Origin of the sequence: Burkholderia sp. Ed8 (assembly GCF_040761425.1) — a bacterium.
Taxonomy (GTDB): domain Bacteria; phylum Pseudomonadota; class Gammaproteobacteria; order Burkholderiales; family Burkholderiaceae; genus Burkholderia; species Burkholderia seminalis.
The window spans coordinates 3419721-3443428 of the sequence record NZ_CP142886.1 but is presented as its reverse complement, the minus strand read 5'-3'; the positions used below and the strand labels follow the sequence as shown (position 1 = coordinate 3443428).

The 23708-nt window shown below is 68.3% G+C and carries 16 protein-coding genes and 1 pseudogene; 9 read left to right on the top strand and 8 right to left on the bottom strand.

All coding sequences use genetic code 11. The annotated features are described in order from the left end of the window. Positions 1–43 precede the first annotated feature (43 nt). Both VXM69_RS29790 and VXM69_RS29785 read right to left on the bottom strand, forming a co-directional pair. Positions 44–1588 (bottom strand): NAD(P)H-hydrate dehydratase, encoded by a 1545-nt coding sequence (locus VXM69_RS29790; RefSeq protein WP_034188763.1) that lies wholly within the window; start codon positions 1586–1588, stop codon positions 44–46. Between the two features lie 55 nt (positions 1589–1643). After that, a complete protein-coding gene (locus VXM69_RS29785) occupies positions 1644–2945 on the bottom strand; it encodes an FAD-dependent oxidoreductase (RefSeq protein WP_367189683.1) in 1302 nt (433 codons plus the stop codon). Between the two features lie 330 nt (positions 2946–3275). Between VXM69_RS29785 and purL the strand changes: the two genes are divergently transcribed. Further along, positions 3276–7340 carry a phosphoribosylformylglycinamidine synthase gene (gene purL / locus VXM69_RS29780; RefSeq protein ID WP_124608912.1) on the top strand — a complete coding sequence of 1355 codons (4065 nt, stop codon included), beginning with the start codon at positions 3276–3278 and terminating at the stop codon, positions 7338–7340. Positions 7341–7345: 5 nt separating this feature from the next. Continuing rightward, positions 7346–7891 carry a GNAT family N-acetyltransferase gene (locus VXM69_RS29775; RefSeq protein WP_034188980.1) on the top strand — a complete coding sequence of 182 codons (546 nt, stop codon included), beginning with the start codon at positions 7346–7348 and terminating at the stop codon, positions 7889–7891. A gap of 132 nt (positions 7892–8023) precedes the next feature. Here the strand turns inward: VXM69_RS29775 and VXM69_RS29770 are convergent, their stop codons facing one another. The 5 genes from VXM69_RS29770 to VXM69_RS29750 all read right to left on the bottom strand — a co-directional run bounded on the left by VXM69_RS29770 (position 8024) and on the right by VXM69_RS29750 (position 11855). Beyond that, a complete protein-coding gene (locus VXM69_RS29770; protein WP_034188760.1) occupies positions 8024–8806 on the bottom strand; it encodes a peptidylprolyl isomerase in 783 nt (260 codons plus the stop codon). 18 nt (positions 8807–8824) lie between these two features. Continuing rightward, positions 8825–9133, bottom strand: a complete 309-nt coding sequence (locus VXM69_RS29765) for a BolA family transcriptional regulator (RefSeq protein ID WP_034188759.1) — start codon at positions 9131–9133, stop codon at positions 8825–8827. A gap of 1 nt (position 9134) precedes the next feature. Next, positions 9135–9665: a septation protein A gene (locus tag VXM69_RS29760; protein WP_034188758.1), complete on the bottom strand. Its 531-nt coding sequence runs from the start codon at positions 9663–9665 to the stop codon at positions 9135–9137. Between the two features lie 144 nt (positions 9666–9809). Then, on the bottom strand, positions 9810–10241 hold the full coding sequence (msrB, locus tag VXM69_RS29755; protein WP_034188757.1) for a peptide-methionine (R)-S-oxide reductase MsrB: 432 nt from the start codon (positions 10239–10241) through the stop codon (positions 9810–9812). 45 nt (positions 10242–10286) lie between these two features. Further along, positions 10287–11855 carry a YdiU family protein gene (locus VXM69_RS29750; RefSeq protein ID WP_367189682.1) on the bottom strand — a complete coding sequence of 523 codons (1569 nt, stop codon included), beginning with the start codon at positions 11853–11855 and terminating at the stop codon, positions 10287–10289. A gap of 151 nt (positions 11856–12006) precedes the next feature. On the opposite strand from VXM69_RS29750, the gene VXM69_RS29745 reads away from it, so the two are divergent. From VXM69_RS29745 to VXM69_RS29725, 5 genes are all read left to right on the top strand, one after another. After that, positions 12007–13650, top strand: coding sequence for a 3-(methylthio)propionyl-CoA ligase (locus tag VXM69_RS29745; protein ID WP_367189681.1), 1644 nt, complete (start codon positions 12007–12009; stop codon positions 13648–13650). Positions 13651–13839: 189 nt separating this feature from the next. Then, positions 13840–15924, top strand: a complete 2085-nt coding sequence (locus tag VXM69_RS29740; RefSeq protein ID WP_367189679.1) for a 3-hydroxyacyl-CoA dehydrogenase NAD-binding domain-containing protein — start codon at positions 13840–13842, stop codon at positions 15922–15924. A gap of 44 nt (positions 15925–15968) precedes the next feature. Then, positions 15969–16601: a bifunctional nicotinamidase/pyrazinamidase gene (gene pncA / locus VXM69_RS29735; RefSeq protein WP_034188753.1), complete on the top strand. Its 633-nt coding sequence runs from the start codon at positions 15969–15971 to the stop codon at positions 16599–16601. Positions 16602–16644: 43 nt separating this feature from the next. After that, positions 16645–17823, top strand: a complete 1179-nt coding sequence (locus VXM69_RS29730; RefSeq protein WP_034188752.1) for an acetyl-CoA C-acyltransferase — start codon at positions 16645–16647, stop codon at positions 17821–17823. Positions 17824–18084: 261 nt separating this feature from the next. After that, a complete protein-coding gene (locus VXM69_RS29725; protein WP_034188751.1) occupies positions 18085–19485 on the top strand; it encodes a GGDEF domain-containing protein in 1401 nt (466 codons plus the stop codon). Between the two features lie 71 nt (positions 19486–19556). Here the strand turns inward: VXM69_RS29725 and VXM69_RS29720 are convergent, their stop codons facing one another. Next, the gene (locus VXM69_RS29720) at positions 19557–21698 is read right to left on the bottom strand and encodes a hypothetical protein (RefSeq protein ID WP_367189678.1); all 2142 of its coding nucleotides are present in this window, start codon (positions 21696–21698) and stop codon (positions 19557–19559) included. Between the two features lie 417 nt (positions 21699–22115). Here VXM69_RS29720 and VXM69_RS29715 point away from each other — a divergent pair, with 417 nt between their 5' ends. Next, positions 22116–22310, top strand: coding sequence for a hypothetical protein (locus VXM69_RS29715; RefSeq protein WP_156810492.1), 195 nt, complete (start codon positions 22116–22118; stop codon positions 22308–22310). Positions 22311–22536: 226 nt separating this feature from the next. Next, positions 22537–23693 (top strand): annotated as a pseudogene (locus VXM69_RS29710) (sensor histidine kinase). Positions 23694–23708 lie beyond the last annotated feature (15 nt).

Here is a 23708-nt window from a genome sequence, read left to right as displayed (position 1 = left end):
ACGAGAGGGCCCGCCGTGCGGCGGGGCAGTCAGTATAGCGGCGTTACGTGTCGGCGCGCGGCGACGGATAAAAAAGGCGATTGATCAGCGTGCGGACCATCGGCGCGAGTTCGCCCGCGGTGAGCCCGGCCGGGCCGATGCCGTTCGCGGTCAGCGTGTCGGCGGCGAGCCCGTGCAGGTAGACGCCCGCGAGCGCCGCTTCGTACGGCGCGACGCGCTGCGCGAGCAGCGCGCCGATCAGGCCGCCGAGCACGTCGCCGGTGCCGCCCGTGGCGAGCGCCGCGTTGCCGGTCGGGTTGATCGTCACGCGGCCGTCGGGTGCCGCAATCACCGTGCCCGAGCCTTTCAGCACGACGATCGCCGCATAACGCGTGGCAAGCGCCTGCGCGGCCGCGACGCGGTCCCGCTGCACGGCGGCCGTGTCGCCGCCGAGCAGCCGCGCGGCTTCGAGCGGATGCGGCGTCAGCACGCACGGATGGCCGTGCGCGCCGCGGGCGGCGACGGCGGCCGCGAGATCCGCGTGCGTCGCGACGAGGTTCAGCGCGTCTGCATCGAGCAGCGTCGCGGCGGCGTGCGCGAGCACATCGCGCACGAGGGTCGCCGCGGCCTCGCGCATACCGAGCCCGCAGCCGGCGGCGAGCGCGGTCATCGCATCGAGATCGAGGCCGTCGGCCGGGTGCAGCATCAGTTCGGGGAACGGCGGGTCGTACGGCGGCGCGCCGGCGCCAAGGAAGCCGACGTGCACCTTGCCGGCGCCGGCGAACAGCGCGGCGCGCGCGGCCAGGATCGGCGCGCCGCACATGCCGGTATCGCCGCCGAGCACCGCCAGGCTGCCGTACGTACCCTTGTGGGACGAATGCGCGCGCGCGGGCAGCGCCGCCACGAACCGCGCGGGCGCATTCAGCACGATGGCCGGCGCGGCGGGCGGCGCGACGTCGAGCGATGCGATGTCGATCGCGCCGGCGAGGTCGCGGCCGTCGCCCGTGTAGAGGCCCGGTTTCGCGCCGATGAAGGTGAGCGTGTGGGTGGCCGCGACGGCGACACCCGCGCCGACGATCCGGCCGGTATCGCTGTCGAGCCCGCTCGGCACGTCGAGGGCGAGCACCCGGCCGCCGTTGCGCGCATGCGCGGCGATCCGCGCGGCCTGCTCGGCGAATGCGCCGTCGAGCGCGCGGCCGAGACCGATGCCGAACAGCCCGTCGACGACCCACGCGTATTCGTCCAGCGAGGCGGGCGGTGTGGCCGACAGCGGCACGCCGGCCGTGCGGGCGAGGCCGAGCGCCCATTGCGCGTCGTCCGGCTTGACCGGTACCGGCATCCACGCCTGCGTCGCGACACCGAGCTGCTGGAGGTGCGCGGCGGCCACCAGCGCGTCGCCGCCGTTGTTGCCGGGGCCGACCGCGAACCAGACGGGGCGGTCGTCGCCGGCGACGCGCTCGGACAGCCAGTGCGCGGCGGCGGCGCCCGCGCGGCCCATCAGCGTGTGCGGCGGCAGCGCCGCGGCGGCGTCGGCTTCGGCCGCGCGCAGGTCGGCGACGCGCAGCAGCGCGATCGGGTCGGAATCGGGAAGCGGGCGGGTAACGGTCATCGCGGGATCGTGGCGGCTGGCAAGGATGCCGCCACGGGACGAGCCCGCGTGGCGGTCAGGGGGTGAAGCGGCCGGTGCCGAGCGCGGCGAGCGTGTCGGCGGGCCACTGCCGGGCGTCGCCGCCCAGGTAGTCGGTCACCACTTTAGCAGACCCGCACGCGAGGCCCCAGCCGGTCGGGCCATGGCCGAAGTTGACGAACACGCGCGGATGCGGGGTCGGACCCACGACGGGCAGGCCGTCCGGCGACAGCAACTGCATGCCTTGCCACGACAGCGCGGCCGAAATCCTCGCGGCGCCCGGCACCCAGTCGTGAACGGCCTGGCCGAGCAGCGCGAGCGCGGCCTCGGACAGCGGCTCGGCGAGCGGCTTCGCGGTGTCGGCGAGGCTTTGCAGCACGGCGCCGCCGCCGACGCGCAGCCGCTGGTGGGTGCGCGTGATCGAGATCCGCTTGATCGAATCGACGACGCTCAGGTGCGGTGCGTGTTCCTCGTACGCGACCGGCGCGGTGAGCGTGTGGACGCGCACCGGGTGCAGCGGCAGGCGCCAGCCGAGCCGTTCGAGCAACGGTACGCTGCCGGCGCCGGCGGCGACCACGATCGCGTCGGCGGAAATCACGTCGACCTCGCGCGCCTGGGCCGCGGTCCGGTTGCCGGACGGCGCGAGCTCGACCGCGGCGCGGCCGCTGTCGACGCGGATCGCGGCGACGTCCGCGCCGAAGCGGAACTGCACGCCGTGCTCGTCGAGCGTCTGCTTGACCAGTTTCGCGAACAGCGGGCAGTTGCCGGTGCGCTCGGTTTCGAGCAGCACGCCGCCGGCGAAGCCGGGCTCGGCCGGTACCGACGGTTCGAGCGCCGCGCATTCGGCGGCGGTGAGCGTGCGGTACGGCTGGTCGAGCGTGCGCAGCAGGTCGAGCGCGGGCTGCAGCGCATCCCAGTCGCGCGGGTCGCGCACCACGTGCAGGATGCCGGGCTTCTGCTCGAATTCGAGTTCGAGGCGCGCCTCGATGTCGGCGAGCGTGTCGCGCGATGCGTCGATCAGCGGGCGCAGCCGGGCGTACTGCGCGGCGAACGCGTCGGGCTCGCGCAGCGTGCCGAGCTGCTTGACGAAGCGGCGGACGCCGCCGTTGAGGCCCGGCTTGTAGACGATGCCGCTGTCGCGCGGCTGGCGCTGGCGCATGAAGGTCGGGCCGAACCAGACGTCGAGCGGGCTCGGCAGCAGCGCGCCGCCGTCGCCGTAGGTCGCCCCCTGCGCGACGGTCGCGTGGCGTTCGACCACGCAGACGCGATGGCCGGCCGCGCGCAGCTGGTAGGCGGTGGCGACGCCGCTGATTCCGCCGCCGATGACGATGACATCCATGGAGATTGCTTCGATGACGGGTGGCGCGCACGCTGCCCGGTGAAAATTCGCTGAGGCCCCCGGCCCGGTGAACCCGGAATGATAGCGCCAAAAGCGCCGGAACCGGCGGCGGGCGAACATGCGCCGTGCGGTCGCACCACGGCGGCCTGCCAGCGCACCCGCGCGGGCCGGCCTGGCGGGCGGCCGCGCGCGGCACGCACCCGGGGCACCGTCGCGGTGCATGCGGACGACCGATCGCCGGTCTTGGGCGCCCGACTTCCGGGTATAATTACGGCCTTCCTTTCGCCCCACGTCGCCACCTCGCGCGACTCATCGACGTCAGTCCAGCCCATGGCTCACTTCTCGTGTTTTCCCGGCGCTTCGGCCCTCTCCGATTTCCGTCAAACCCGTCTGCTCGACACGCTCAGGCAAATCGACGCCAACATCGTCGCGGTGCGCGGCCAGTTCCTGCACTTCGTCAATGCGGCCGAGCCGCTGTCGGCCGACGACAGCGCGCGCATCGACGCGCTGATGCACTACGGCGCGCCGTTCCAGCCGGCGAGCGAGAAGGGCGCCACCGAGACCTTCGTCGTGCTGCCGCGCTTCGGCACCGTCTCGCCGTGGGCGAGCAAGGCGACCGACATCGCGCAGCACTGCGGCCTCACGCACGTGCGCCGCATCGAGCGCGGCGTCGAATTCACGGTCACGCTGAAGTCGGGCCTGCTCGGCGGCAAGAAGGCGCTGTCGGACGACGCGCGCGCGGCCGTCGCGGCCGCGCTGCATGACCGGATGACCGAAAGCGTGGTCGCGGCGCGCGACGACGCGAAGCACCTGTTCGACGAACTGCCGGCCAAGCCGCTGTCGACCGTCGACGTGCTGGGTATCGGCCGCGGCGCGCTCGAGCGCGCGAACGTCGAGCTGGGCCTCGCGCTCGCCGACGACGAGATCGACTACCTGGTCGACGCGTTCCGCAAGCTCGAACGCAACCCGACCGACGTCGAGCTGATGATGTTCGCGCAGGCGAACAGCGAACACTGCCGCCACAAGATCTTCAACGCGCAGTGGACGATCGACGGCGAAGCACAGGACATGTCGCTGTTCGCGATGATCCGCAACACCGAAAAACTGAGCCCGCAGGGCACGATCGTCGCGTATTCGGACAACTCGTCGATCATGGTCGGCGCCGAAGCCGAGCGCTGGTTCCCGCGCAACGCGGGCGCGGCCGGCGAGCCGGGCGAGCGCTACGGCCGCCATACCGAGCTCACGCACACGCTGATGAAGGTCGAGACGCACAACCACCCGACGGCGATCTCGCCGTTCCCGGGCGCGGCGACCGGCGCGGGCGGCGAGATCCGCGACGAAGGCGCGACGGGCCGCGGCGCGCGTCCGAAGGCCGGCCTGACGGGCTTCACCGTGTCCAACCTCGACCTGCCGGACGCCCGCCAGCCGTGGGAAAACGCACGTGACGCGGCGCAGCCGGTCGGCGAGCGCAACCCGAACGACGCGCACGGCCCGTACGGCCGTCCGGACCGCATCGCGTCGCCGCTGCAGATCATGATCGACGGCCCGCTCGGCGGCGCCGCGTTCAACAACGAATTCGGCCGCCCGAACCTTGGCGGCTATTTCCGCGTGTACGAGCAGAACGTCGGCGGGAAGGTGCATGGTTATCACAAGCCGATCATGATCGCGGGCGGCCTCGGCAACATCGCGGATCAGCATACGCACAAGCATGACGTGCCGGCCGGCTCGCTGCTGATCCAGATCGGCGGCCCCGGCATGCGGATCGGGATGGGCGGCGGCGCGGCGAGCTCGATGGCGACCGGCGCGAACACGGCCGAGCTCGACTTCGACTCCGTGCAGCGCGGCAACCCGGAAATCGAGCGGCGCGCGCAGGAAGTGATCAACGGCTGCTGGCAGCTCGGCGCGGAAAACCCGATCCTGAGCATCCACGACGTCGGCGCGGGCGGCCTGTCCAACGCGTTCCCGGAAATCGTCGACGGCGCGGGCAAGGGCGCGCGCTTCGAACTGCGCAAGGTCGCGCTCGAGGAATCGGGCCTGTCGCCGCGCGAAATCTGGTCGAACGAAGCGCAGGAGCGCTACGTGCTGGCGATCGCGCCGGCCGACCTGCCGCGCTTCGAGGCGATCTGCGCGCGTGAGCGCTGCCCGTTCGCGGTGGTCGGCGTCGCGACCGACGAGCGCCAGCTGAAGCTGGTCGACGACGAAGCGACGGGCGCCGACGAATACCCGGTCGACATGCCGATGGAAGTGCTGCTCGGCAAGCCGCCGCGCATGCATCGCGACGTCACGCGCGTGACGACCGAGCGCGCGCCGGTCGACGTGACGGGCATCGCGCTGTCGGAAGTCGCGATCGACGTGCTGAAGCACCCGACGGTCGGCAGCAAGTCGTTCCTGATCACGATCGGCGACCGTTCGGTCGGCGGCACGTCGGTGCGCGACCAGATGGTCGGCCCGTGGCAGGTGCCGGTGGCCGACTGCGCGGTGACCGCGCTCGACTACGCGGGCTTCAAGGGCGAGGCGATGACGATGGCCGAGCGCACGCCGCTCGCGGTGATCGACGCGCCCGCGTCGGGCCGCATGGCCGTCGGCGAGGCGATCACGAACATCGCGAGCGCGCCGATCGCGTCGCTCGACAAGCTGAAGCTGTCGGCGAACTGGATGGCCGCGTGCGGCACGGCCGGCGAGGACGCCGCGCTGTTCGACACGGTCAAGGCGATCGGCATGGAGCTGTGCCCGGCACTCGGGATCGGCATCCCGGTCGGCAAGGACTCGCTGTCGATGAAGACGAAGTGGGACGAGCAGGGCGTCGCGAAGGAAGTGGTGTCGCCGGTGTCGCTGATCATCTCCGCGTTCGCGCCGGTCGAGGACGTGCGCCGTCACCTGACGCCGCAACTGCGCCGCATCGCCGACGCGGGCGACAGCGTGCTGATCGCGATCGATCTCGGCCGCGGCAAGAACCGGATGGGCGGCAGCATCTTCGCGCAGGTCACGCAGCAGGTCGGCGACACGACGCCGGACGTCGACGACGCCGAAGACCTGAAGCGCTTCTTCACCGCGATCCAGTCGCTCAATGCGCAAGACAAGCTGCTCGCGTACCACGACCGCTCGGACGGCGGCCTGTGGGCGACGGTGTGCGAAATGGCGTTCGCGGGCCACGCCGGCGTGTCGCTGAACGTCGACATGCTGACGCTCGACCCGAACCACGAATCCGACTACGGCGACGCGAAGGACTGGGCGAAGCAGACGAGCGGCCGTCGTGACGACCGCACGCTGCGCGCGCTGTTCTCGGAAGAACTCGGCGCCGTCGTGCAGGTGCGGGCGGCCGACCGCGACGCGGTGCTCGGCGCGCTGCGCGAGTTCGGCCTGTCGGCGTGCTCGCACGTGATCGGCTCGGTCAACGACCGCGACGTGATCGAGGTGTACCGCGACGCGAAGAAGATCTTCGACGCGCCGCGTGCCGAACTCCATCGCGCGTGGAGCGAAGTGAGCTGGCGCATCGCGCGCCTGCGCGACAACCCCGCCTGCGCGGACGCCGAATACGACGCGCTGCTCGATGCGGCCGATCCGGGCATCTCGCCGGTGCTGAGCTTCGATCCGGCCGACGACATCGCCGCGCCGTTCATCGCGACGGGCGCGCGGCCGCGCGTCGCGATCCTGCGCGAGCAGGGCGTGAACTCGCACCTGGAAACGGCCTACGCGTTCGACCGTGCGGGCTTCGACGCGCACGACGTGCACATGAGCGACCTGCTCGCCGGTCGCGCGACGCTCGCCGATTTCGCGGGTGCGGTCGCGTGCGGCGGCTTCTCGTACGGCGACGTGCTGGGCGCGGGCGAAGGCTGGGCGAAGACGATTCGTTTCAACGCGAACCTCGCCGACATGTTCTCGGCGTTCTTCGCGCGCCCCGACACGTTCGCCCTCGGCATCTGCAACGGCTGCCAGATGCTGTCGAGCATCGCGTCGATGATCCCGGGCGCGGAAGCGTGGCCGAAGTTCACGCGCAACAAGTCCGAGCAGTTCGAGGCGCGCTTCTCGTTCGTCGAAGTGGAGAAGTCGCCGTCGATCTTCTTCGCGGGGATGGAAGGCTCGCGGATTCCGGTCGCGGTCGCGCACGGCGAAGGTTATGCGGATTTCTCGCAGCAGGGCGACATCGATCGCGTCGCGGTTGCGATGCGATACGTCGACCACCGCGGCGAGGCGACCGAGCGTTATCCGTTCAACCCGAACGGCTCGCCGGCCGGCATCACGTCGGTCACGACGGCCGACGGCCGCTTCTCGGTGCTGATGCCGCACATGGAGCGCGTGCACCGTACGGTGACGATGAGCTGGCATCCGGAAGGCTGGGGTGAAGCGAGCCCGTGGATGCGCGTGTTCCGCAACGCACGCCGCTGGATCGGCTGATCCCGATGATGTTCGATCCGCACGCGCCGGTCGAGGTCGTCACGCTGCGCGACGCACGCGCGAGCGAGGCCGACGCGATCGGCCGCGTGATCCGCGCGGCGTTCGCGGGCGAGCCGCAGGGCGGGCAGTTCGAGCAGCGTATCGTCGATGCGCTGCGCGCGGACGGCGCGCTGAGCGTGTCGCTCGTCGCGGAGCGCGACGGGCGCGTCATCGGCCACGTCGCGTTCTCGCCGGTGGCGATCGGCGGCGCGCCGTCCGGCAGCCAGCAATGGTATGGACTCGCGCCGCTCGCGGTGCTGCCCGACTGCCAGCGGCAGAGCATCGGCGCGGGGCTCGTGCGCACGGGGCTCGACGCGCTGCGCCGGCTCGGCGCGCGCGGCTGCGTCGTGCTCGGGGAGCCGGCGTACTATGCGCGTTTCGGGTTCGAACCGCGTGACGGCATCGTGTTTCCGGGCGTGCCGCCCGAGTATTTCCTCGCATTGTCGTTCGACGAATCGGCACCGCCGCCATCGGGCGACGTGCGCTATCACGACGTGTTTTATCCCGCGTAGCGCGGGTCGCGTCCGGTACGGAAAAGGCCGCTCTGAGGAGCGGCCTTTTGCATGGCATGGTCCGGCGCATCAAAAGAAAAAGCCGCTCCGGAGAGCGGCTTTCTTTCGTTGCGCGGGCGACGCGCGCCGGCGTTACTGGATCTTCGCCTGCTGGCGCAGGCCTTCCTCGAACGCCTGCAGCTTCTGCTGCACGAGCTGCTGCGCGATCTGCGCCTTGACCTGCTCGAGCGGCGGCGGTGCGATGTCGCGGATGTCGTCGACGCGGATGATGTGCCAGCCGAACTGCGTCTTCACCGGCGTGTCGGTCATCTGGCCTTTCTGCAGCTTCTGCGCCGCTGCCGCGAATTCCGGCACGTACGCCTTCGGATCGGACCAGTCGAGATCGCCGCCGTTCTTGCCCGAACCCGGATCCTTCGAGTATTGCTTCGCGAGATCCTCGAACTTCGCGCCGGCCTTGATCTTCGCGATCAGGTCCTTCGCCTGCTGCTCGTCGCTGACGAGGATGTGGTGCAGGTGGTATTCGCGGTTGCCGCCCGCGCCCTTGACGAGGTCGTCGTAGCGCGCCTTCACTTCGGCGTCGGTCGGCTGGTTCTTCTTCAGGAAGCTCTCGATCATCGAACGCAGCACGACGGTCTGCTGCGCGACGGCGACCTGCGCCTTCACGTCCGGACGATTCGGGATGCCTTCGCGGATTGCTTCCTGCATCAGGATTTCGCGGTTCACGAGTTCCTGGCGCACGGCCTGCTGCAGTTGCGGGCCGTCGGTCTGCCCTTGCTGGACGAGCTGCGCGACCATCGCATCGGCGCGCGACTTCGGAATCGGCGTGCCGTTGACGACGGCGATGTTCTGGGCGAATGCCGGTGCCGCTGCGAAAGCAGCCGCCGCGACCCACAGGCGGGGGGATTTCAGGATCATCGGGAATTCCTAATGAGACTAGATTGAAGATTCGTTGAATTCTTCGGGCGTATAAGCCACGATCGCGAGCGCGTGAATGCCGCGCTGCATCGCATCAGCGAGCGCATCATACACCAGCCGGTGCCGCGCGACGCGTGGCTTGCCCGTGAAGGCGGCCGAGACGATCGTGACCGTGAAATGACCGCCGGCGGCCGCGCCGGCGTGGCCCGCGTGCTGCGCGCTGTCGTCGCGCACGGTGAGCGCCAGCGGCGCCAGCGACGCGGTGAGGCGCGCCTCGATCAGCGCGATGCGCTCGTCGGGCGAGGCGTGGAGAAAGGCGTCCGTCATGTCACTCGTCCTTCAGGTATTTCGTGAGCCACAGGCTCTGCAGGATGATGAACACGACCATCGCGCCCGTCGTACCGAACAGCTTGAAGTTCACCCATTGCGATTCGGTGAAGTTGTGTACCACATACAGGTTCGCGACGCCGAGCACCGCGAAGAACAGCGCCCATGCGACGTTCAGCTTGTCCCACACGGGCGTCGGCAGCGTGAGCTGCTTGCCCATCATCTTCTCGATCAGGTTCTTGCTGAACGCATAACGCGCGGCGAGCAACCCGATCGCAAACAACCAGTACAGCACAGTCGGTTTCCATTGAATGAATTTCTCGTCATGCAGGACGAGGGTGGCGCCGCCGAAGACGACGATCACGCCGAGGCTGACCCACAGCATCGTGTCGACCTTCCGGTGCCGGAAGGCGACCCATGCGACCTGGGCCAGTGTCGCGATGATCGCGACGGCGGTGGCGGTAAAGATGCCCCAGACCTTGAAGGCGACAAAAAACAGGATGATCGGAAACAGATCGAACAGGAATTTCATGGCGCTCGCAGCTGCGTGAAAGGCCGCTCGCGCGGCCTTTCACCGTTGTAGGGACCCGCCAGGCACCACCGTCGCGGATCGGGGCGGCCAGCCCGGGGCTGGCCGGCCGGCGAGAGTCGACCCCGCCGATCCGCCCGGCGCCGCTCAGTCGTTTTCGGGTCGGGACTCGAAGTTTAACGCAGCCGAATTGATGCAGTACCGCAAACCGGTCTTGTCGCGCGGGCCGTCCTCGAAGACGTGGCCCAGATGCGCGCCGCAGTGGTTGCAGCGCACCTCGACGCGCACCATCCCGTGCGAGTAGTCGACCTTCTCGTCGATCACCTCGCCGTTGAGCGGCTTGAAGTAGCTGGGCCAGCCGCAGCCGGAATGGAACTTGGAGCCGGACTCGAACAGCGGCGTGCTGCAGACGATGCATTTGTAGATGCCGGCATCCTCGGTGTCGGTGTATTCGCCGGTGAAGGCGCGCTCGGTCGCCGCGTGCTGCGTGACCTCATACTGCATCGGCGTGAGGCGGCGGCGCAGCTCGGCGTCGTCCTTCTGGTACGGGAAGGTCTTGTCGTCGGAATCGTGGGACATGTGGGGTTCTCCTGATCGGTCGGTCGATACGCGCGGGTTGCGGGCTCAGGACGAGCAGCTCACTTCGAGCGACCCGGCCCAGTCGGGCGGCAACGCCGCGTACGCTTCATGCTCCGGTTGTTCGTCGAACGGGCGGCGCAGGATCTGCGCGAGCCGCTCGACTTCCGAAAAATCCTTTTCCTTTGCGCGCCGGATCGCGACTTCGGCCAGATGGTTGCGAAGCACGTATTTCGGGTTCGCGCGGTTCATCGCGACCGCGCGCGCCGCGTCGTCGCGCGTTTCCTCGGACAGCCGCGCGCGGTAGAGGTTCGCCCACGCATCGAACGCTTCGCGGTCGATGAACAGGTCGCGCACCGGTGCGTCGCGGCTCGCGTCGTGCTTCGAGATCTGCGCGAGGCGGCGGAACGTCAGCGTGAAATCCGCGTGGCTCGCGTGCATCGTCTCGAGCAGCTTGTTGGCGAGGTCGGCGTCGTTCTCGCGTTCGAGTTCGAGGCCGAGCTTCGCGCGCATCGCGCGTTCGAGCGCGGGGCCGAAACGCTCGGGGAAGGTCGCGAGCACGGCCTGCGCATCGTCCACCGCGCGCTCGGCGCGCGCATCGTCGTCGGCGATGTCGTGCTGCAGCCCGATCAGCGGCAGCAGCGCCTGTGCGAGGCAGTAGCAGTTCCAGTGCGCGATGCGCGGCTGCATCCGGTACGCGTAGCGGCCGCCGTTGTCCGAGTGGTTGCAGATGTGATTCGCATCGAACGCGTCGACGAAGCCGAACGGGCCGTAGTCGATCGTCACGCCGAGGATCGACATGTTGTCGGTGTTCATCACGCCGTGGCAGAAGCCGACGGCCTGCCATTGCGCGACGAGCTCGGCCGTGCGCAGCGTCACGGCCTCGAGCAGCGCGAGGTACGGATCGTCTGCGTCGCGGCAGGCCGGATAGAAGCGGTCGATCACGTGATCGGCGAGCTGGCGCAGCAGGTCGGGGCGATCGTTCGAGAAGAAGTGCTCGAAGTGGCCGAAGCGCACGAAGCTCTCCGACACGCGCGTGACGACGGCCGACGTCTCGATTTCCTCGCGCACCACCGGCTGGTCGGAACCGATCACCGTCAGCGCGCGCGTGGTCGGGATGCCGAGGTGATGCATCGCTTCCGAGCACAGGAATTCGCGGATCGACGAGCGCAGCACCGCGCGGCCGTCGCCCATCCGCGAGTACGGCGTGCGGCCGCTGCCTTTCAGCTGCAGCTCGTAGCGGCGGCCGTCGGTGCCGGTGCGTTCGCCGATCGTCAGCGCGCGGCCGTCGCCGAGCTGGCCGGCCCACACGCCGAACTGGTGGCCGGAATACACCGACGCGTACGGCATCGCGTGCGCGGGCCAGTCGCGCGTCGGATTGCCGGCGAACAGCTCGGCGAAGCCGGGCTGCGCGGCGAGCGACGGCGGCAGGTCGAGCAACCGGGCGACTTCGCCGGAAAAGCCGACGACGTACGGCGCGGCGAGCGGCGCGGCCGGCAGCCGCGTATGAAACGCGTCGCCGAGCGTGACGAACGCGCCGGCGGCGGGCGCGCCGAGCGTGGCGGCGAGGTCGGGGAGAGTGTCAGCCGCATCGGCTGCGCTTCGGGAAAACGACATGTTGAGCGCCTCTGGGTAAGCCGATATTGTAAGGCGGCGCCGCGCCGCCCGCATGGCGGCGCGCGCACCGTGCGCCACGCCCGTCCGGGGCCGCTGACGGGCGCGTTGCAGGGGCTGGTCACCGATTCGCATCCTCACGGAGAACAAGACGATGGGTAAGCCGTTGCTGGGCCAGATGATGGACGTGCCGCTGCTGGTGTCCTCGCTGATTTCGCATGCCGCGCGGCACGCCGGCGACACGGAGATCGTGTCGAAGCGCGTGGAAGGCGACCTGCATCGCTATACGTACCGCGATTGCCAGCGCCGCGCGAAGCAACTGGCGCAGGCGCTTGTGCGGCTCGGCGTCGACGCCGGCGACCGCGTCGGCACGCTGGCGTGGAACGGCTACCGGCATCTGGAGGCGTACTACGGGATCGGCGGGATGGGCGCCGTCTGTCACACCATCAACCCGCGCCTGTTTCCCGAGCAGATCGCGTACATCGTCAATCACGCGGAAGACCGCTACGTCTTCTTCGACATCAATTTCGCGCCGCTCGTCGACGCCATCGCGCCGCAGTGTCCGCACGTGAAGGGCTGGGTCGCGATGACCGATGCCGCGCACCTGCCGACGGGCGCGACGCCGTACCTCTGCTACGAAACGCTCGTCGACGCCGAAGACGGCCGCTACGACTGGCCGCGCCTCGACGAGCAGCAGGCGTCGGGGCTCTGCTACACGTCGGGCACGACCGGCAACCCGAAGGGCGTGCTGTATTCGCACCGCTCGACGGTGCTGCACGCATACGGCGCCGCGCTGCCCGACGCGATGAACCTGTCCGCGATGGACGCCGTGCTGCCCGTCGTGCCGATGTTCCACGTCAACGCGTGGGGGCTGCCGTACGCGGTGCCGCTGACCGGCGGCAAGCTCGTGCTGCCCGGCAAGGATCTCGACGGCAAGTCGCTGTACGCGCTGATGGAGGCCGAGCGCGTGACGTTTTCCGCGGGCGTGCCGACCGTGTGGCTCGGGCTGCTCAACTACATGCGCGAAGCCGGCGTACGCTTCTCGACGCTGAACCGCACGGTGATCGGCGGCTCCGCGTGCCCGCCCGCGATGCTGCGCACGTTCGAGGACGAATACGGCGTGCGCGTGATCCATGCATGGGGAATGACCGAACTGTCGCCGCTCGGCACGCTCGCGAAGCTCAACTGGGCGCAGTCGCAGCGGCCGCTCGACGCGCAGCGCCGGCTGCTCGAGAAGCAGGGCCGCGTGATCTGCGGCGTCGACATGCGCATCGTCGGCGAGGACGGCCACGAGCTGCCGTGGGACGGCGTCGCGTTCGGCGAATTGCAGGTGCGCGGGCCGTGGGTGATCGATCACTACTTTCGCGGCGACGAATCGCCGCTGTCGGACGGCTGGTTCCCGACCGGCGACGTCGCGACGATCGATCCCGACGGCTTCCTGCAGATCACCGACCGCAGCAAGGACGTGATCAAGTCGGGCGGCGAATGGATCAGCTCGATCGACATCGAGAACGTCGCGGTCGCCCACCCGGGCGTGGCCGAAGCCGCGTGCATCGCATGCGCGCACCCGAAATGGACCGAGCGCCCGCTGCTCGTCGTGGTGCCGCGCGAAGGCGCGAACCTGAGCCGCGACACGCTGCTCGCGTTCTACGAAGGCAAGGTCGCGAAATGGTGGATCCCCGACGACGTCGTGTTCGTCGAATCGCTGCCGCACACCGCGACCGGCAAGCTGCAGAAGCTGAAGCTGCGCGAGACGTTCCGCGACTACGTGCTGCCCACGGCGGTGGGCGCGCCGTAAGCATCGCGCCCGGGCCGGCGACGGCCCGCGAAACGGTCGCCCGATCCGTCCCCGGATCGGCAACAAAATTCAAATTGAACGACCGTGCTTTTTCGTTGTATGCTGCCTCAGTTCATCCGGACATGCGGCTGTTCGACCGCGCACAATGAAGCGCAGCCAACCCGGCGCGCGATGCATGGAGGCAGGCAGATGGCAGTGGATTACTCGACTCGCGACGGCGTGGCCGTCATCACGCTCAACAATCCGCCGGTCAACGGGCTCGGCCTGTCGACCCGTCAGGGCGTCATGGACGCGCTCGATCGCGCCGCGCGGGATCCGTCGGTCACGGCCATCGTGCTGACCGGCGCGGGCCGCGCGTTCTCGGGCGGCGCCGACATCACCGAATTCAATACGCCGAAGGCGCTGCAGGAGCCGACGCTGCACACCGTGATCCGCGCGGTGGAAGCGAGCGCGAAGCCCGTCGTCGCGGCGCTGCACAGCGTCGTGATGGGCGGCGGCCTCGAACTCGCGCTCGGCGCGCATTACCGCGTCGCGGCGCCCGGCGCGCAGGTCGCGCTGCCCGAAGTGAAGCTCGGCCTGCTGCCGGGTGCGGGCGGCACGCAGCGCCTGCCGCGCGCGGTCGGGCTCGAGACCGCGCTGAACATGATCGTGTCGGGCGCACCGGTGCCGTCGGAGCAACTGGCGAACAGCGGGCTGTTCGACGAGATGGCCGACGGCGACCTGCTGGAGGCGGCCGTCGCGTTCGCGCGCAAGGCCGGCGCGCGGCCAGGGCCGCACCCGCGGGTGCGCGATCGCAAGATCGTCCACGACAACGCCGCGGGCTTCATTCAGTTCGCGCGCAATTCCGCGCAGGCCGCCGCGCCGAATTTCCCCGCGCCGCACAAGTGCATCGATGCGATCGAGGCGGGCGTGCTGAACGGCTTCGACCAGGGCAGCATCGCCGAGCGCGAAGGTTTCGTCGCGCTGATGATGACGCCGGAAAGCCGCGCGTTGCGCCATGCGTTCTTCGGCGAGCGTGCGGCGAGCAAGATTCCCGACGTGCCGTCCGACACGCCGCTGCGCGAGATTCGTCGCGTCGGCGTGATCGGCGCGGGCACGATGGGCGGCGGGATCGCGATGAACTTCATCAACGCGGGCCTGCCCGTCACGCTGCTCGAGACGAAGCAGGAAGCGCTCGAGCGCGGCATCGCGACGATCCGCAAGAACTACGACGCGCAGGTGAAGAAGGGCAAGCTCACGCAGGAGAAGCTCGACGCGCGCATGGCGCTGATCGCGCCGACGCTCTCTTACGACGACCTGAAGGACGCCGACCTGATCGTCGAGGCCGTGTTCGAGGAGCTCGGCGTGAAGGAGCAGGTGTTCAGGAAGCTCGACGAAGTCGCGAAGCCGGGCGCGATCCTCGCGTCGAACACGTCGACGCTCGATGTCGACAAGATCGCGGCGTTCACCAAGCGTCCGCAGGACGTGGTCGGCATGCACTTCTTCAGCCCGGCGAACGTGATGAAGCTGCTCGAGGTCGTGCGCGGCGCGCAGACCGCGAAGGATGTGCTCGCGACCGTGATGGCCGTCGCGAAGAAGATTCGCAAGACGGCGGTCGTGTCGGGTGTGTGCGACGGCTTCATCGGCAACCGGATGATCGAGCAGTACATCCGCCAGGCGCTGTTCATGCTCGAGGAAGGCGCGTTGCCCGCGCAGGTCGACCGCGCGATCGAGAAGTTCGGGTTCGCGATGGGGCCGTTCCGGATGAGCGACCTCGCCGGCAACGACATCGGCTGGGCGATCCGCAAGCGCCGCTACGTCGAGCAACCCGACCTGCAGTACTCGAAGATCGCCGACCGCCTGTGCGAACAGGGCCGCTTCGGCCAGAAGACGGGCGGCGGCTGGTACGACTACGTGCCGGGCGATCGCAAGGCGAAGCCGTCGTCGCTCGTCGACGAGATGGTCGTCGCGTATTCGAAGGAGCGCGGCGTCGAGCGGCGCAAGATCGGCGACGACGAGATCGTCGAGCGGCTGGTGTTCGCGCTCGTCAACGAAGGCGCGAAGATCCTCGAGGAGAAGATCGCGTCGAAGGCATCCGACATCGACATGGTCTACCTGACCGGCTATGGCTTCCCGCTGTGGCGCGGCGGCCCGATGCTGTATGCGGACACGGTCGGCCTCTACAACGTCGAGCGCGCGATTCGCCGCTATGCGGCGGCACCGAACGGCGACGCATGGCGGCTCGCGCCGTCGATCGCGGAACTGGCGAAGGCCGGCCGCGGGTTCAACGGCTGACGCCGCCGCATGGCGGCGCGGCCGATCCTGTCTGGAGACACGCAATGAAACGCACCGACGACGTCCTGCTCGTGATCGACGTGCAATACGACTTCATGCCGGGCGGCGCGCTCGCGGTGCCGGACGGCGATGCGGTCGTGCCGGTGATCAACGCGCTCGCGCAGCGCTTCGACCAGGTCGTGCTGACGCAGGACTGGCACCCGCGCGAGCACGTGTCGTTCGCGGCGAACCATCCGGGCCGCGAGCCGTTTTCCACGCTCGCGCTGCCGTACGGCGAGCAGGTGCTGTGGCCCGTGCATTGCGTGCAGGACACCGACGGCGCGGCGCTGCATCGCGACCTCGACATCCCGCACGCGCGGCTCGTAATCCGCAAGGGCGGCGACGCGCAGGTCGACAGCTATTCCGCGTTCGTCGAAGCCGACCGCACGACGCGCACGGGACTTGCGGGCTACTTGCGCGAACTCGGCGCGAAGCGCGTGTGGTGCTGCGGGCTCGCGACCGACTATTGCGTCGCGTGGTCGGCGCTCGATGCGCGCGCGGCCGGGTTCGACGCCGCGGTGATCAACGATGCGTGCCGTGCGATCGACCTGAACGGGTCGCTCGCGCACGCATGGCAGCAGATGCAGGCAGCGGGCGTCGCGCATGTGACGTCCGCGGGCGCGCGCCCGGCGGCGTAGCGCATTTCCCATCCGATTCAGGGCAGCACCGAAGGAGACTCGCATGACCGAAGCCGTAATCGTATCGACCGCACGCACGCCGCTGGCGAAATCCTGGCGTGGCGCATTCAACATGACGCACGGCGCGACGCTCGGCGGCCACGTGGTCGCCGCCGCGCTCGAACGCGCGAAGCTCGACCCCGCTCGCGTCGAGGACGTGATCATGGGCTGCGCGAACCCCGAAGGCGCGACCGGCGCGAACATCGCGCGCCAGATCGCACTGCGCGCGGGTTTGCCCGTGACCGTGCCGGGGATGACGGTGAACCGATTCTGCTCGTCGGGGCTGCAGACCATCGCGCTGGCCGCGCAGCGGATCATCGCGGGCGAAGGCGAGATCTATGTCGCCGGCGGCGTCGAATCGATCTCGTGCGTGCAGAACGAGATGAACCGGCACATGATCCAGGAAGGCTGGCTCGTCCAGCACAAGCCGGAAATCTACTGGAACATGCTGCAGACGGCCGAGAACGTCGCGAAGCGCTACGGCATCTCGAAGGAGCGGCAGGACGAGTATGGCGTGCAGTCGCAACTGCGCGCCGCGGCCGCGCAGGAAGCCGGGCGGTTCCGCGACGAGATCGTGCCGATCACGGTGCTCGCGGGCATCGCCGACAAGGCGACGGGCCGCCTGTTCACGAAGGAAGTGACGGTATCGGCCGACGAAGGCATTCGCCCCGACACGACGCTCGAAGGCGTGTCGAAGATCCGCTCGGCCGTGCCGGGCGGCGTGATCACCGCCGGCAACGCGAGCCAGTTCTCGGACGGCGCGTCGGCGTGTGTCGTGATGAGCGCCGATGCCGCGCAGCGCGAAGGGCTGCAGCCGCTGGGCGTGTTCCGCGGCTTCGCGGTGGCCGGCTGCGAGCCGGACGAGATGGGCATCGGCCCCGTGTTCGCGGTGCCGAAGCTGCTGAAGCAGGCCGGATTGAAGGTCGACGACATCGGCCTGTGGGAGTTGAACGAAGCATTCGCGGTACAGGTGCTGTACTGCCGCGACACGCTCGGGATTCCTGAGGATCGCCTGAACGTGAACGGCGGCGCGATCGCGGTCGGCCATCCGTACGGCGTGTCGGGCGCTCGCCTGACCGGCCACGCGCTGATCGAAGGCAAGCGGCGCGGCGTGAAGTACGTGGTCGTCACGATGTGCATCGGCGGCGGGCAGGGCGCGGCCGGTCTGTTCGAAATCCTCTGATCTTTGGCCGGTCGCGGCCGCGGTTTCGCTTCGGCGACGCCCGCGGCCGCGACATCAATCGGTGCGGCAGCGCCGCGATTCGAAACAATCGGGAAGCAAAAGGCGTGCGCCCGGCAATGCCGTTTCCCCTGACTTGTCAAACGAATTGCCCCACCTATACTTGCTCTGACATTTGCCTTTCGGCACGATGGGCAGGATCGCGCATGGCGCGATCCGTGCCGCGAAGGTTCGAACCAACGCAGCAGACCGACCGGGGACCGAATGAGTACGACCTATGCAGCCGGGGAACCGCCGCGCGTCGTCAGCGCGGCCGCGAGGCTTTACGCGAAATGCCTGCTGGTCGGATTCGCGTTGCTGCCTGCGTATCTGATCGCCTACCTGTGGTTCTTCAGCGACCCGCACGTCGGGTTCGAGAACCACGCATTCCATGAAATCGCGATTGCGGCCGCTACCCTCGAGGGTGCGTTCGTCACCTATGTGACGTGGGTGTGCTACCGGTCGTCCGGCGAGCCGCTGCTGCGCTGGCTGACGCTCGGCTTTCTCGGCTTCGCGATGATCTATGCGCTGCACGGTGCGTTCACCGGGATGGCGCACCACAATATCTGGCTGTTCCTGCTGTACGGGCCCGCGTCGCGGCTCGTGATGTCGATCCTGCTGCTGACGGGCCTGCTGTCGTATTCGCGTCCGCCCGACCGGATCGAGAGGCGCATGAGCGCGCGAACGTGGCTGCCGTGGATCGTGTTCTTCGTGATCGTCGACGTCGTCGTAGCCTACCTTGCGTATTCGCCGATCGCCGGCGCGCTCGGTACGCGCCTGTCGATGGAGGGCGGCGCGCTCGTGTTCTCGCTGCTGAACGTCTGCGTGCTGCTCGCGCGGCGGATCCGCTCGCCGCTGATGGTGATCTACGGCGTGTCGATCATGGCCTTCGCGCTGTCTTCGCTCGCATTCATTCTCGGCAAGCCGTGGAATCACATGTGGTGGCTGGCGCACGCGATTTTCGCGGGCGGCTTCTTCCTGCTCAGCTACGGCGTCGTGCAGGCGTTGCAGACGACACGCTCGTTCTCGGCGATCTACAGCCAGGAAGACCTGATGAGCCGGCTGTCGGAATCGATGGCGCGTACCGAGAGCGCGCTGCAGGAGCTGCGGCGCACGAACCAGAAGCTCGAGTACATGGCCGCGACCGATCCGATGACGGGCGCGTCGAACCGCCGGCAGTTCATCGCGCAGGTCGAGCGCGAGATGGTGCGGGCGGAACGCGACGGCACGCCGTTCTGCCTGCTCGCGCTCGATCTCGACAATTTCAAGAACATCAACGATGCCTACGGGCACCAGATCGGCGACGAAGTGCTGCGCGGCGTCGTGCGCCAGTGCCTCGAGGCGATCCGGCCGGCGGGCGGGCTTGCGCGCGTCGGTGGCGAGGAGTTCATGGCGCTGCTGCCGGACATGCCGCTCGAAGGCGCGCGGATGACGGCCGAGCGCGTGCGTTCGTCGATCGCGAGTTCGCCGTTCGGGCTGGACTTCAAGCGCGTGCAGGTGACGGTCAGCGTCGGCGTCGCGCAATATGGCGTCGACGGGAGTACGGTCGATGCGTTGCTGAGGGTGGTCGACGAGCGGCTGTATCAGGCGAAGCGGGAAGGGCGGAATCGCGTCGTGTCGCGGTGATGCATCGTCGATCGAAGCCCCGGAGGCGGCGACGCCCCGGGGCTTTTGCATGCCGGTCGGCCCGCGCGGCGCTAGCGTGACGCCAGCGCCGTCGCCTGTTTCGGCTGCGTGTCCTGCATCCGCTGCGATGCCTGCCACCAGTACTTGCCCGCGCGCTGCTGCGGATCGCGGATCGCGAGATACGTCGTACTCCACAGCTGGGCCGCGTTGGCCTCGGTCGCATCCGCGCTGCGCGTGCCGAACGCATCGGTCTGGTACGTGCCGTTTACGTAGGACCACGTCCACATCTCGGACGTCCGCATGTCGCGTCCGTTCGAGATCACCTGCCAGATCGTCTGCCGTGCCTGCGTGAGCAGCGCGCGGGTCGCGCCCGACAGATCCTGGCGCGCGAGCTGACGATCGAGCCCGGCGACCCACATCGCCTGCTGCCACGACCAGATCACCGTGCCGTGATACGCGGAGCTCGTGAATTTCGGCCACAGTGCCTGGCTCGCATACGCCGGGTTCGCGATCAGCATCCCGGCATCGGTCACGAGCCCCGTCGGGAACGGCCGCGTGACGTCGCCGACGATCCGCTGGAGCTGGTCGTCCGGCGGCGAGCCGAACAGCAGCGCGAAGCCGCCGTCGGAGTTCATCACCGGAATCGGGTTGCCTTGCTGATCGAGCGACAGCGCGTAGAACGCGAGCGGCGCGCTGGGCGCGGCCCCGGCCGGCACGCCGGCGGACGGCGCATAGGCCGACACGTCGGTGGCCGCCTGCGCGGCCGGCACGCTGACCTGGAACAGCGGCGGCGCCTGCGTCTCCCACGTGGTCGCCTCGTTCGCCGTGTTGGCGAGCGTCGCGCGCTGGCCGGCATCGAGATACGGATCGAGCAGGCCGCGCGCGAGGAATGCGTTCGCCGCGTGCAGCGCGGCCGGCACGAGCACCGCGTTCACGTCGTACGGGTAGACGCCGCCGCCGAGCCCGTCGGTACTGTCGCGCCAGTTGCCGACGATCTCGCCGGGCCGCAGGTGAATCAGGTTCGCGACCGACGGCTGTTGCGCGAACGCCTGCGCGGTCGTCGCGACGTGCAGCAGGTTGACGACCAGGCGGCTGCCGTTGGTCTGCCCGTCGCTGCCGCGCTGTGCGAGATACGCCGCCGCACGCGCCTGGCCGCGCGTATCGTCGATCAGCCACGCGGCCGCGATCGGCGCGAGCAGGTAGTCGCTGTCGATCATCTTGTAGTCGTAGGTCGGCGTCGGATCGTTCGGCTTGCCGTTCTTCTGGTTGTCGACCAGCGCGAATTCGCCGATGCCTTCCTCGTGCGCGACCTTGCCGTCGGCCGACAGGCGACTCAGCACCGACGACAGGCCGGCCTCGATCGCCGCGGGCGCGAGCACGGGCATCAGCATGCGGACCGAGATCAGCGTATCGCGGCCGAAGTACGTGTCGTACTGCCACGAGCCGGCCAGCAGCTTGTCGTTGAAGCTCAGGAATTCGAGCACGTTCTGGCTCACCGGGTCGGGGTTCACGGACGGGGCGAACAGGTCGGCGCGCGTGATCGGCGAAAGCGGCGTCTCGCCCGACAGCGCATCGATGTGCAATTTCAGCGTGTGCGAGCCGGCCGGCGCGTTCAGCACGAGCTTGCCGCCCGCTGCCGGCGCGATGCTGCCGCCGTCGCGCAGCGTGATGCGCAACGCATAGCCGGGCGCGCCGTCGATCCGGTCGCGTTGCCATTGCGCGGTGCCGCCCTGGACCGTCGGCGCGGCGAGGATCTGCTGCGGAATCGTCGCGCCGCCGTTGAAGTCGCGCAGGAAGCGCACGTTGCTGAGCACGCCCTGGCGGATCGTCAGCGTGCCGGTGTCGACCGACACGTCGGCGCCGATGCCGTACAGCGGGCGGCCGTGCGCGTCGGGTGCCGACAGCGCGGACGGCGGCGTGTCGAGGCTCCCGTTCACCGGTTGCGCGGTGTCGTCGAACCACAGCCCCGTACCGCTGTTGCCGGCGGGGAAGACCACCAGCAGGCGCGGCTTCGTCGACGAACGCACCAGCAGGTGCGCGGCAACCTTGTCCTGCCGGTAGAACGCGTTGATCTGGCCGCCGGTGTCCATGCGGAACGACAGCGCGGCGTGGTTCGACGGCGGGGTGTTCGACTGAACGTCGTCGTCGTTGCAGGCCGCGAGCAGGCCGGCGCAGACGAGCCCGAGACACAGCGACTTCGCAAGGCGATGCATGTTGATGTCCCTCCTGATGAATGGCGATTTTTTATCTGGATGTGCTAATCAACGGATCTTGGGTCCGTTTGGTCTCGTGTCGCGGTCATTCTTTTCTGGTGAATGACTGGAATTGATCGGGGTGTAGCGCCGTTTTGAAAAAGAGAAATAGGCGGTAAATAAGCGAGCGATTGGTAAAAGCAGAAAACCGCGGCAGCAGAGGGTGCGGCCTTGATGCAGCAAGGGAAAGCAATGCGGCAGGCCTTCGCACGGGTGCGTGGCGAATTGCGTGCGGCAGAAGAAAACGAAACGTAAGCCGTCGTAGGGATTCTAGATTTCCTGGAAAGCCGAAGTCAATAATGTTTTGTGATTTTGTAATTCTGAATTGAAAAGCCGACTGAAATTATTACGCGTTGGGTCGGTAAAATATGCGATTGAATGGATTTGGATAACGCGGTCCGGATATCCGATGGCGAAACGATCGGCAATGGCGTTTCATACCGGCGATTGACGCCGGAAAGCAAGGGAATCGTCTCGTTCATGCCGGCCGTGGTCGGAGCGGCGCGCGAAGCCGTGCAATTCTCGTTCCTGCCGGGAAACCGCAGTTCGCGTGTTCAGGCCGCCGGGTCCTGAGCGCCCGTCGCCGTTCATGCGGCCGGCGCCGTCGGTGTTCGATGCGGTAAAAGAGCAGATATCGTCGCCGGAACGGACGACTGCCGATTCGGTACGCGTTTTTTCGCGGTTGCGACGGCCGCGCGCTGCCCGTCCGCGACGCGGCACCTTCGATTGCCCATATTCACGTGATATCGTCGCGGAGCGTCGGAAGCCATCCACCGTTTATTCCATTGTGAGAGGCGACATGCGTCTAGCTGATTTCATCGTTCAGAACATGGAGCCGATCCTGGTGGAGTGGGAGGCATTTGCCGCCACGCTGCTGCCGGCTGCGCGGAGCATGGACGCGCATGGGCTACGCGATCACGCGCGTCAGATCCTGCAGGCGGTGGCCGAGGACATCGATACGCCGCAAACGACGGCGGAGCAACATGAAAAATCGCTTGGACGGGCGCCCGAACCGGTGAACGCGGAGAAAACGGCCGCGCAGACGCATGCCGTCCTGCGCGCCCGTCGAGGCTTCAACATCAATCAATTGACGGCCGAGTATCGGGCGCTGCGTGCCAGTGTGCTGCGCTTGTGGATCGACGCATGCCAGCCGGACGCACCTCATGTGGACGACATGATTCGCTTCAATGAGGCGATCGATCAGGCGCTCGCGGAATCCGTTGCTTTTTTTACCGAGCAGGTGGAGCTGGCCCGCAACTTGTTGCTCGGGATGCTGGGTCACGATATGCGCACGCCGCTGCAGACCATTCAGATAACAGCGTCCTATTTGGCCGCGCTCAATGCCGGAGAAGACATATCGGAGGCCGCGGCCCGGCTGATTCGCAGCGGCGGGCGCATGCACGCTCTCCTTGACGATCTCTGCGATTTCAACCGGACGCAACTCGGACTCGGTATCAACGTCGTGCGCCGCGATGCCGATCTCGTGCAAGTGCTCGCCAATGTGGTCGACGAATTGCAGACGGCTCATCCGAATCGCGAGATCAATCTCGAGGTGAACGGCGACCTGCGGGGTGACTGGGATGATCAGCGGCTCGAGCAGCTCCTGAGCAATCTGGTGAGCAACGCCGTCAAGTATGGAGCGCCCGATACACCCGTGCGGGTGACGGCGACCTCGGACGACGCAGAGGCGCATATCGAGGTCGGGAATGAGGGCCCGCTATCGATCGGCTCACGCTCGACCGGATCTTCGATCCGCTTCAGCGTGGATCCGACCGATCGGAAAACGTCGATGACGATGTCGGATTGGGGTTGGGCTTGTACATCGCCAGCGAGATCGCCAAGGCACATCAGGGTCGTATCGAGGCGCGGTCCGATTCGACGGAAACAGTTTTCTCGGTACATCTGCCGAGAGGTGCGCGAAACGAGCGTCCCGGAGCTCGTGTCGAGCGGCAGTGATGCGGAGTGGGTTTC

Coding starts and splice junctions, on each gene's coding strand:
- VXM69_RS29745 (WP_367189681.1), top strand. CDS start 12,007: ATGGGTAAGCCGTTGCTGGGCCAGATGATGGACGTGCCGCTGCTGGTG.
- VXM69_RS29715 (WP_156810492.1), top strand. CDS start 22,116: ATGGATTTGGATAACGCGGTCCGGATATCCGATGGCGAAACGATCGGC.
- VXM69_RS29770 (WP_034188760.1), bottom strand. CDS start 8,806: ATGATCCTGAAATCCCCCCGCCTGTGGGTCGCGGCGGCTGCTTTCGCA.
- msrB (WP_034188757.1), bottom strand. CDS start 10,241: ATGTCCCACGATTCCGACGACAAGACCTTCCCGTACCAGAAGGACGAC.
- VXM69_RS29750 (WP_367189682.1), bottom strand. CDS start 11,855: ATGTCGTTTTCCCGAAGCGCAGCCGATGCGGCTGACACTCTCCCCGAC.
- VXM69_RS29730 (WP_034188752.1), top strand. CDS start 16,645: ATGACCGAAGCCGTAATCGTATCGACCGCACGCACGCCGCTGGCGAAA.
- VXM69_RS29725 (WP_034188751.1), top strand. CDS start 18,085: ATGAGTACGACCTATGCAGCCGGGGAACCGCCGCGCGTCGTCAGCGCG.
- VXM69_RS29720 (WP_367189678.1), bottom strand. CDS start 21,698: ATGCATCGCCTTGCGAAGTCGCTGTGTCTCGGGCTCGTCTGCGCCGGC.
- VXM69_RS29760 (WP_034188758.1), bottom strand. CDS start 9,665: ATGAAATTCCTGTTCGATCTGTTTCCGATCATCCTGTTTTTTGTCGCC.
- pncA (WP_034188753.1), top strand. CDS start 15,969: ATGAAACGCACCGACGACGTCCTGCTCGTGATCGACGTGCAATACGAC.
- VXM69_RS29740 (WP_367189679.1), top strand. CDS start 13,840: ATGGCAGTGGATTACTCGACTCGCGACGGCGTGGCCGTCATCACGCTC.
- purL (WP_124608912.1), top strand. CDS start 3,276: ATGGCTCACTTCTCGTGTTTTCCCGGCGCTTCGGCCCTCTCCGATTTC.
- VXM69_RS29790 (WP_034188763.1), bottom strand. CDS start 1,588: ATGACCGTTACCCGCCCGCTTCCCGATTCCGACCCGATCGCGCTGCTG.
- VXM69_RS29785 (WP_367189683.1), bottom strand. CDS start 2,945: ATGGATGTCATCGTCATCGGCGGCGGAATCAGCGGCGTCGCCACCGCC.
- VXM69_RS29765 (WP_034188759.1), bottom strand. CDS start 9,133: ATGACGGACGCCTTTCTCCACGCCTCGCCCGACGAGCGCATCGCGCTG.
- VXM69_RS29775 (WP_034188980.1), top strand. CDS start 7,346: ATGATGTTCGATCCGCACGCGCCGGTCGAGGTCGTCACGCTGCGCGAC.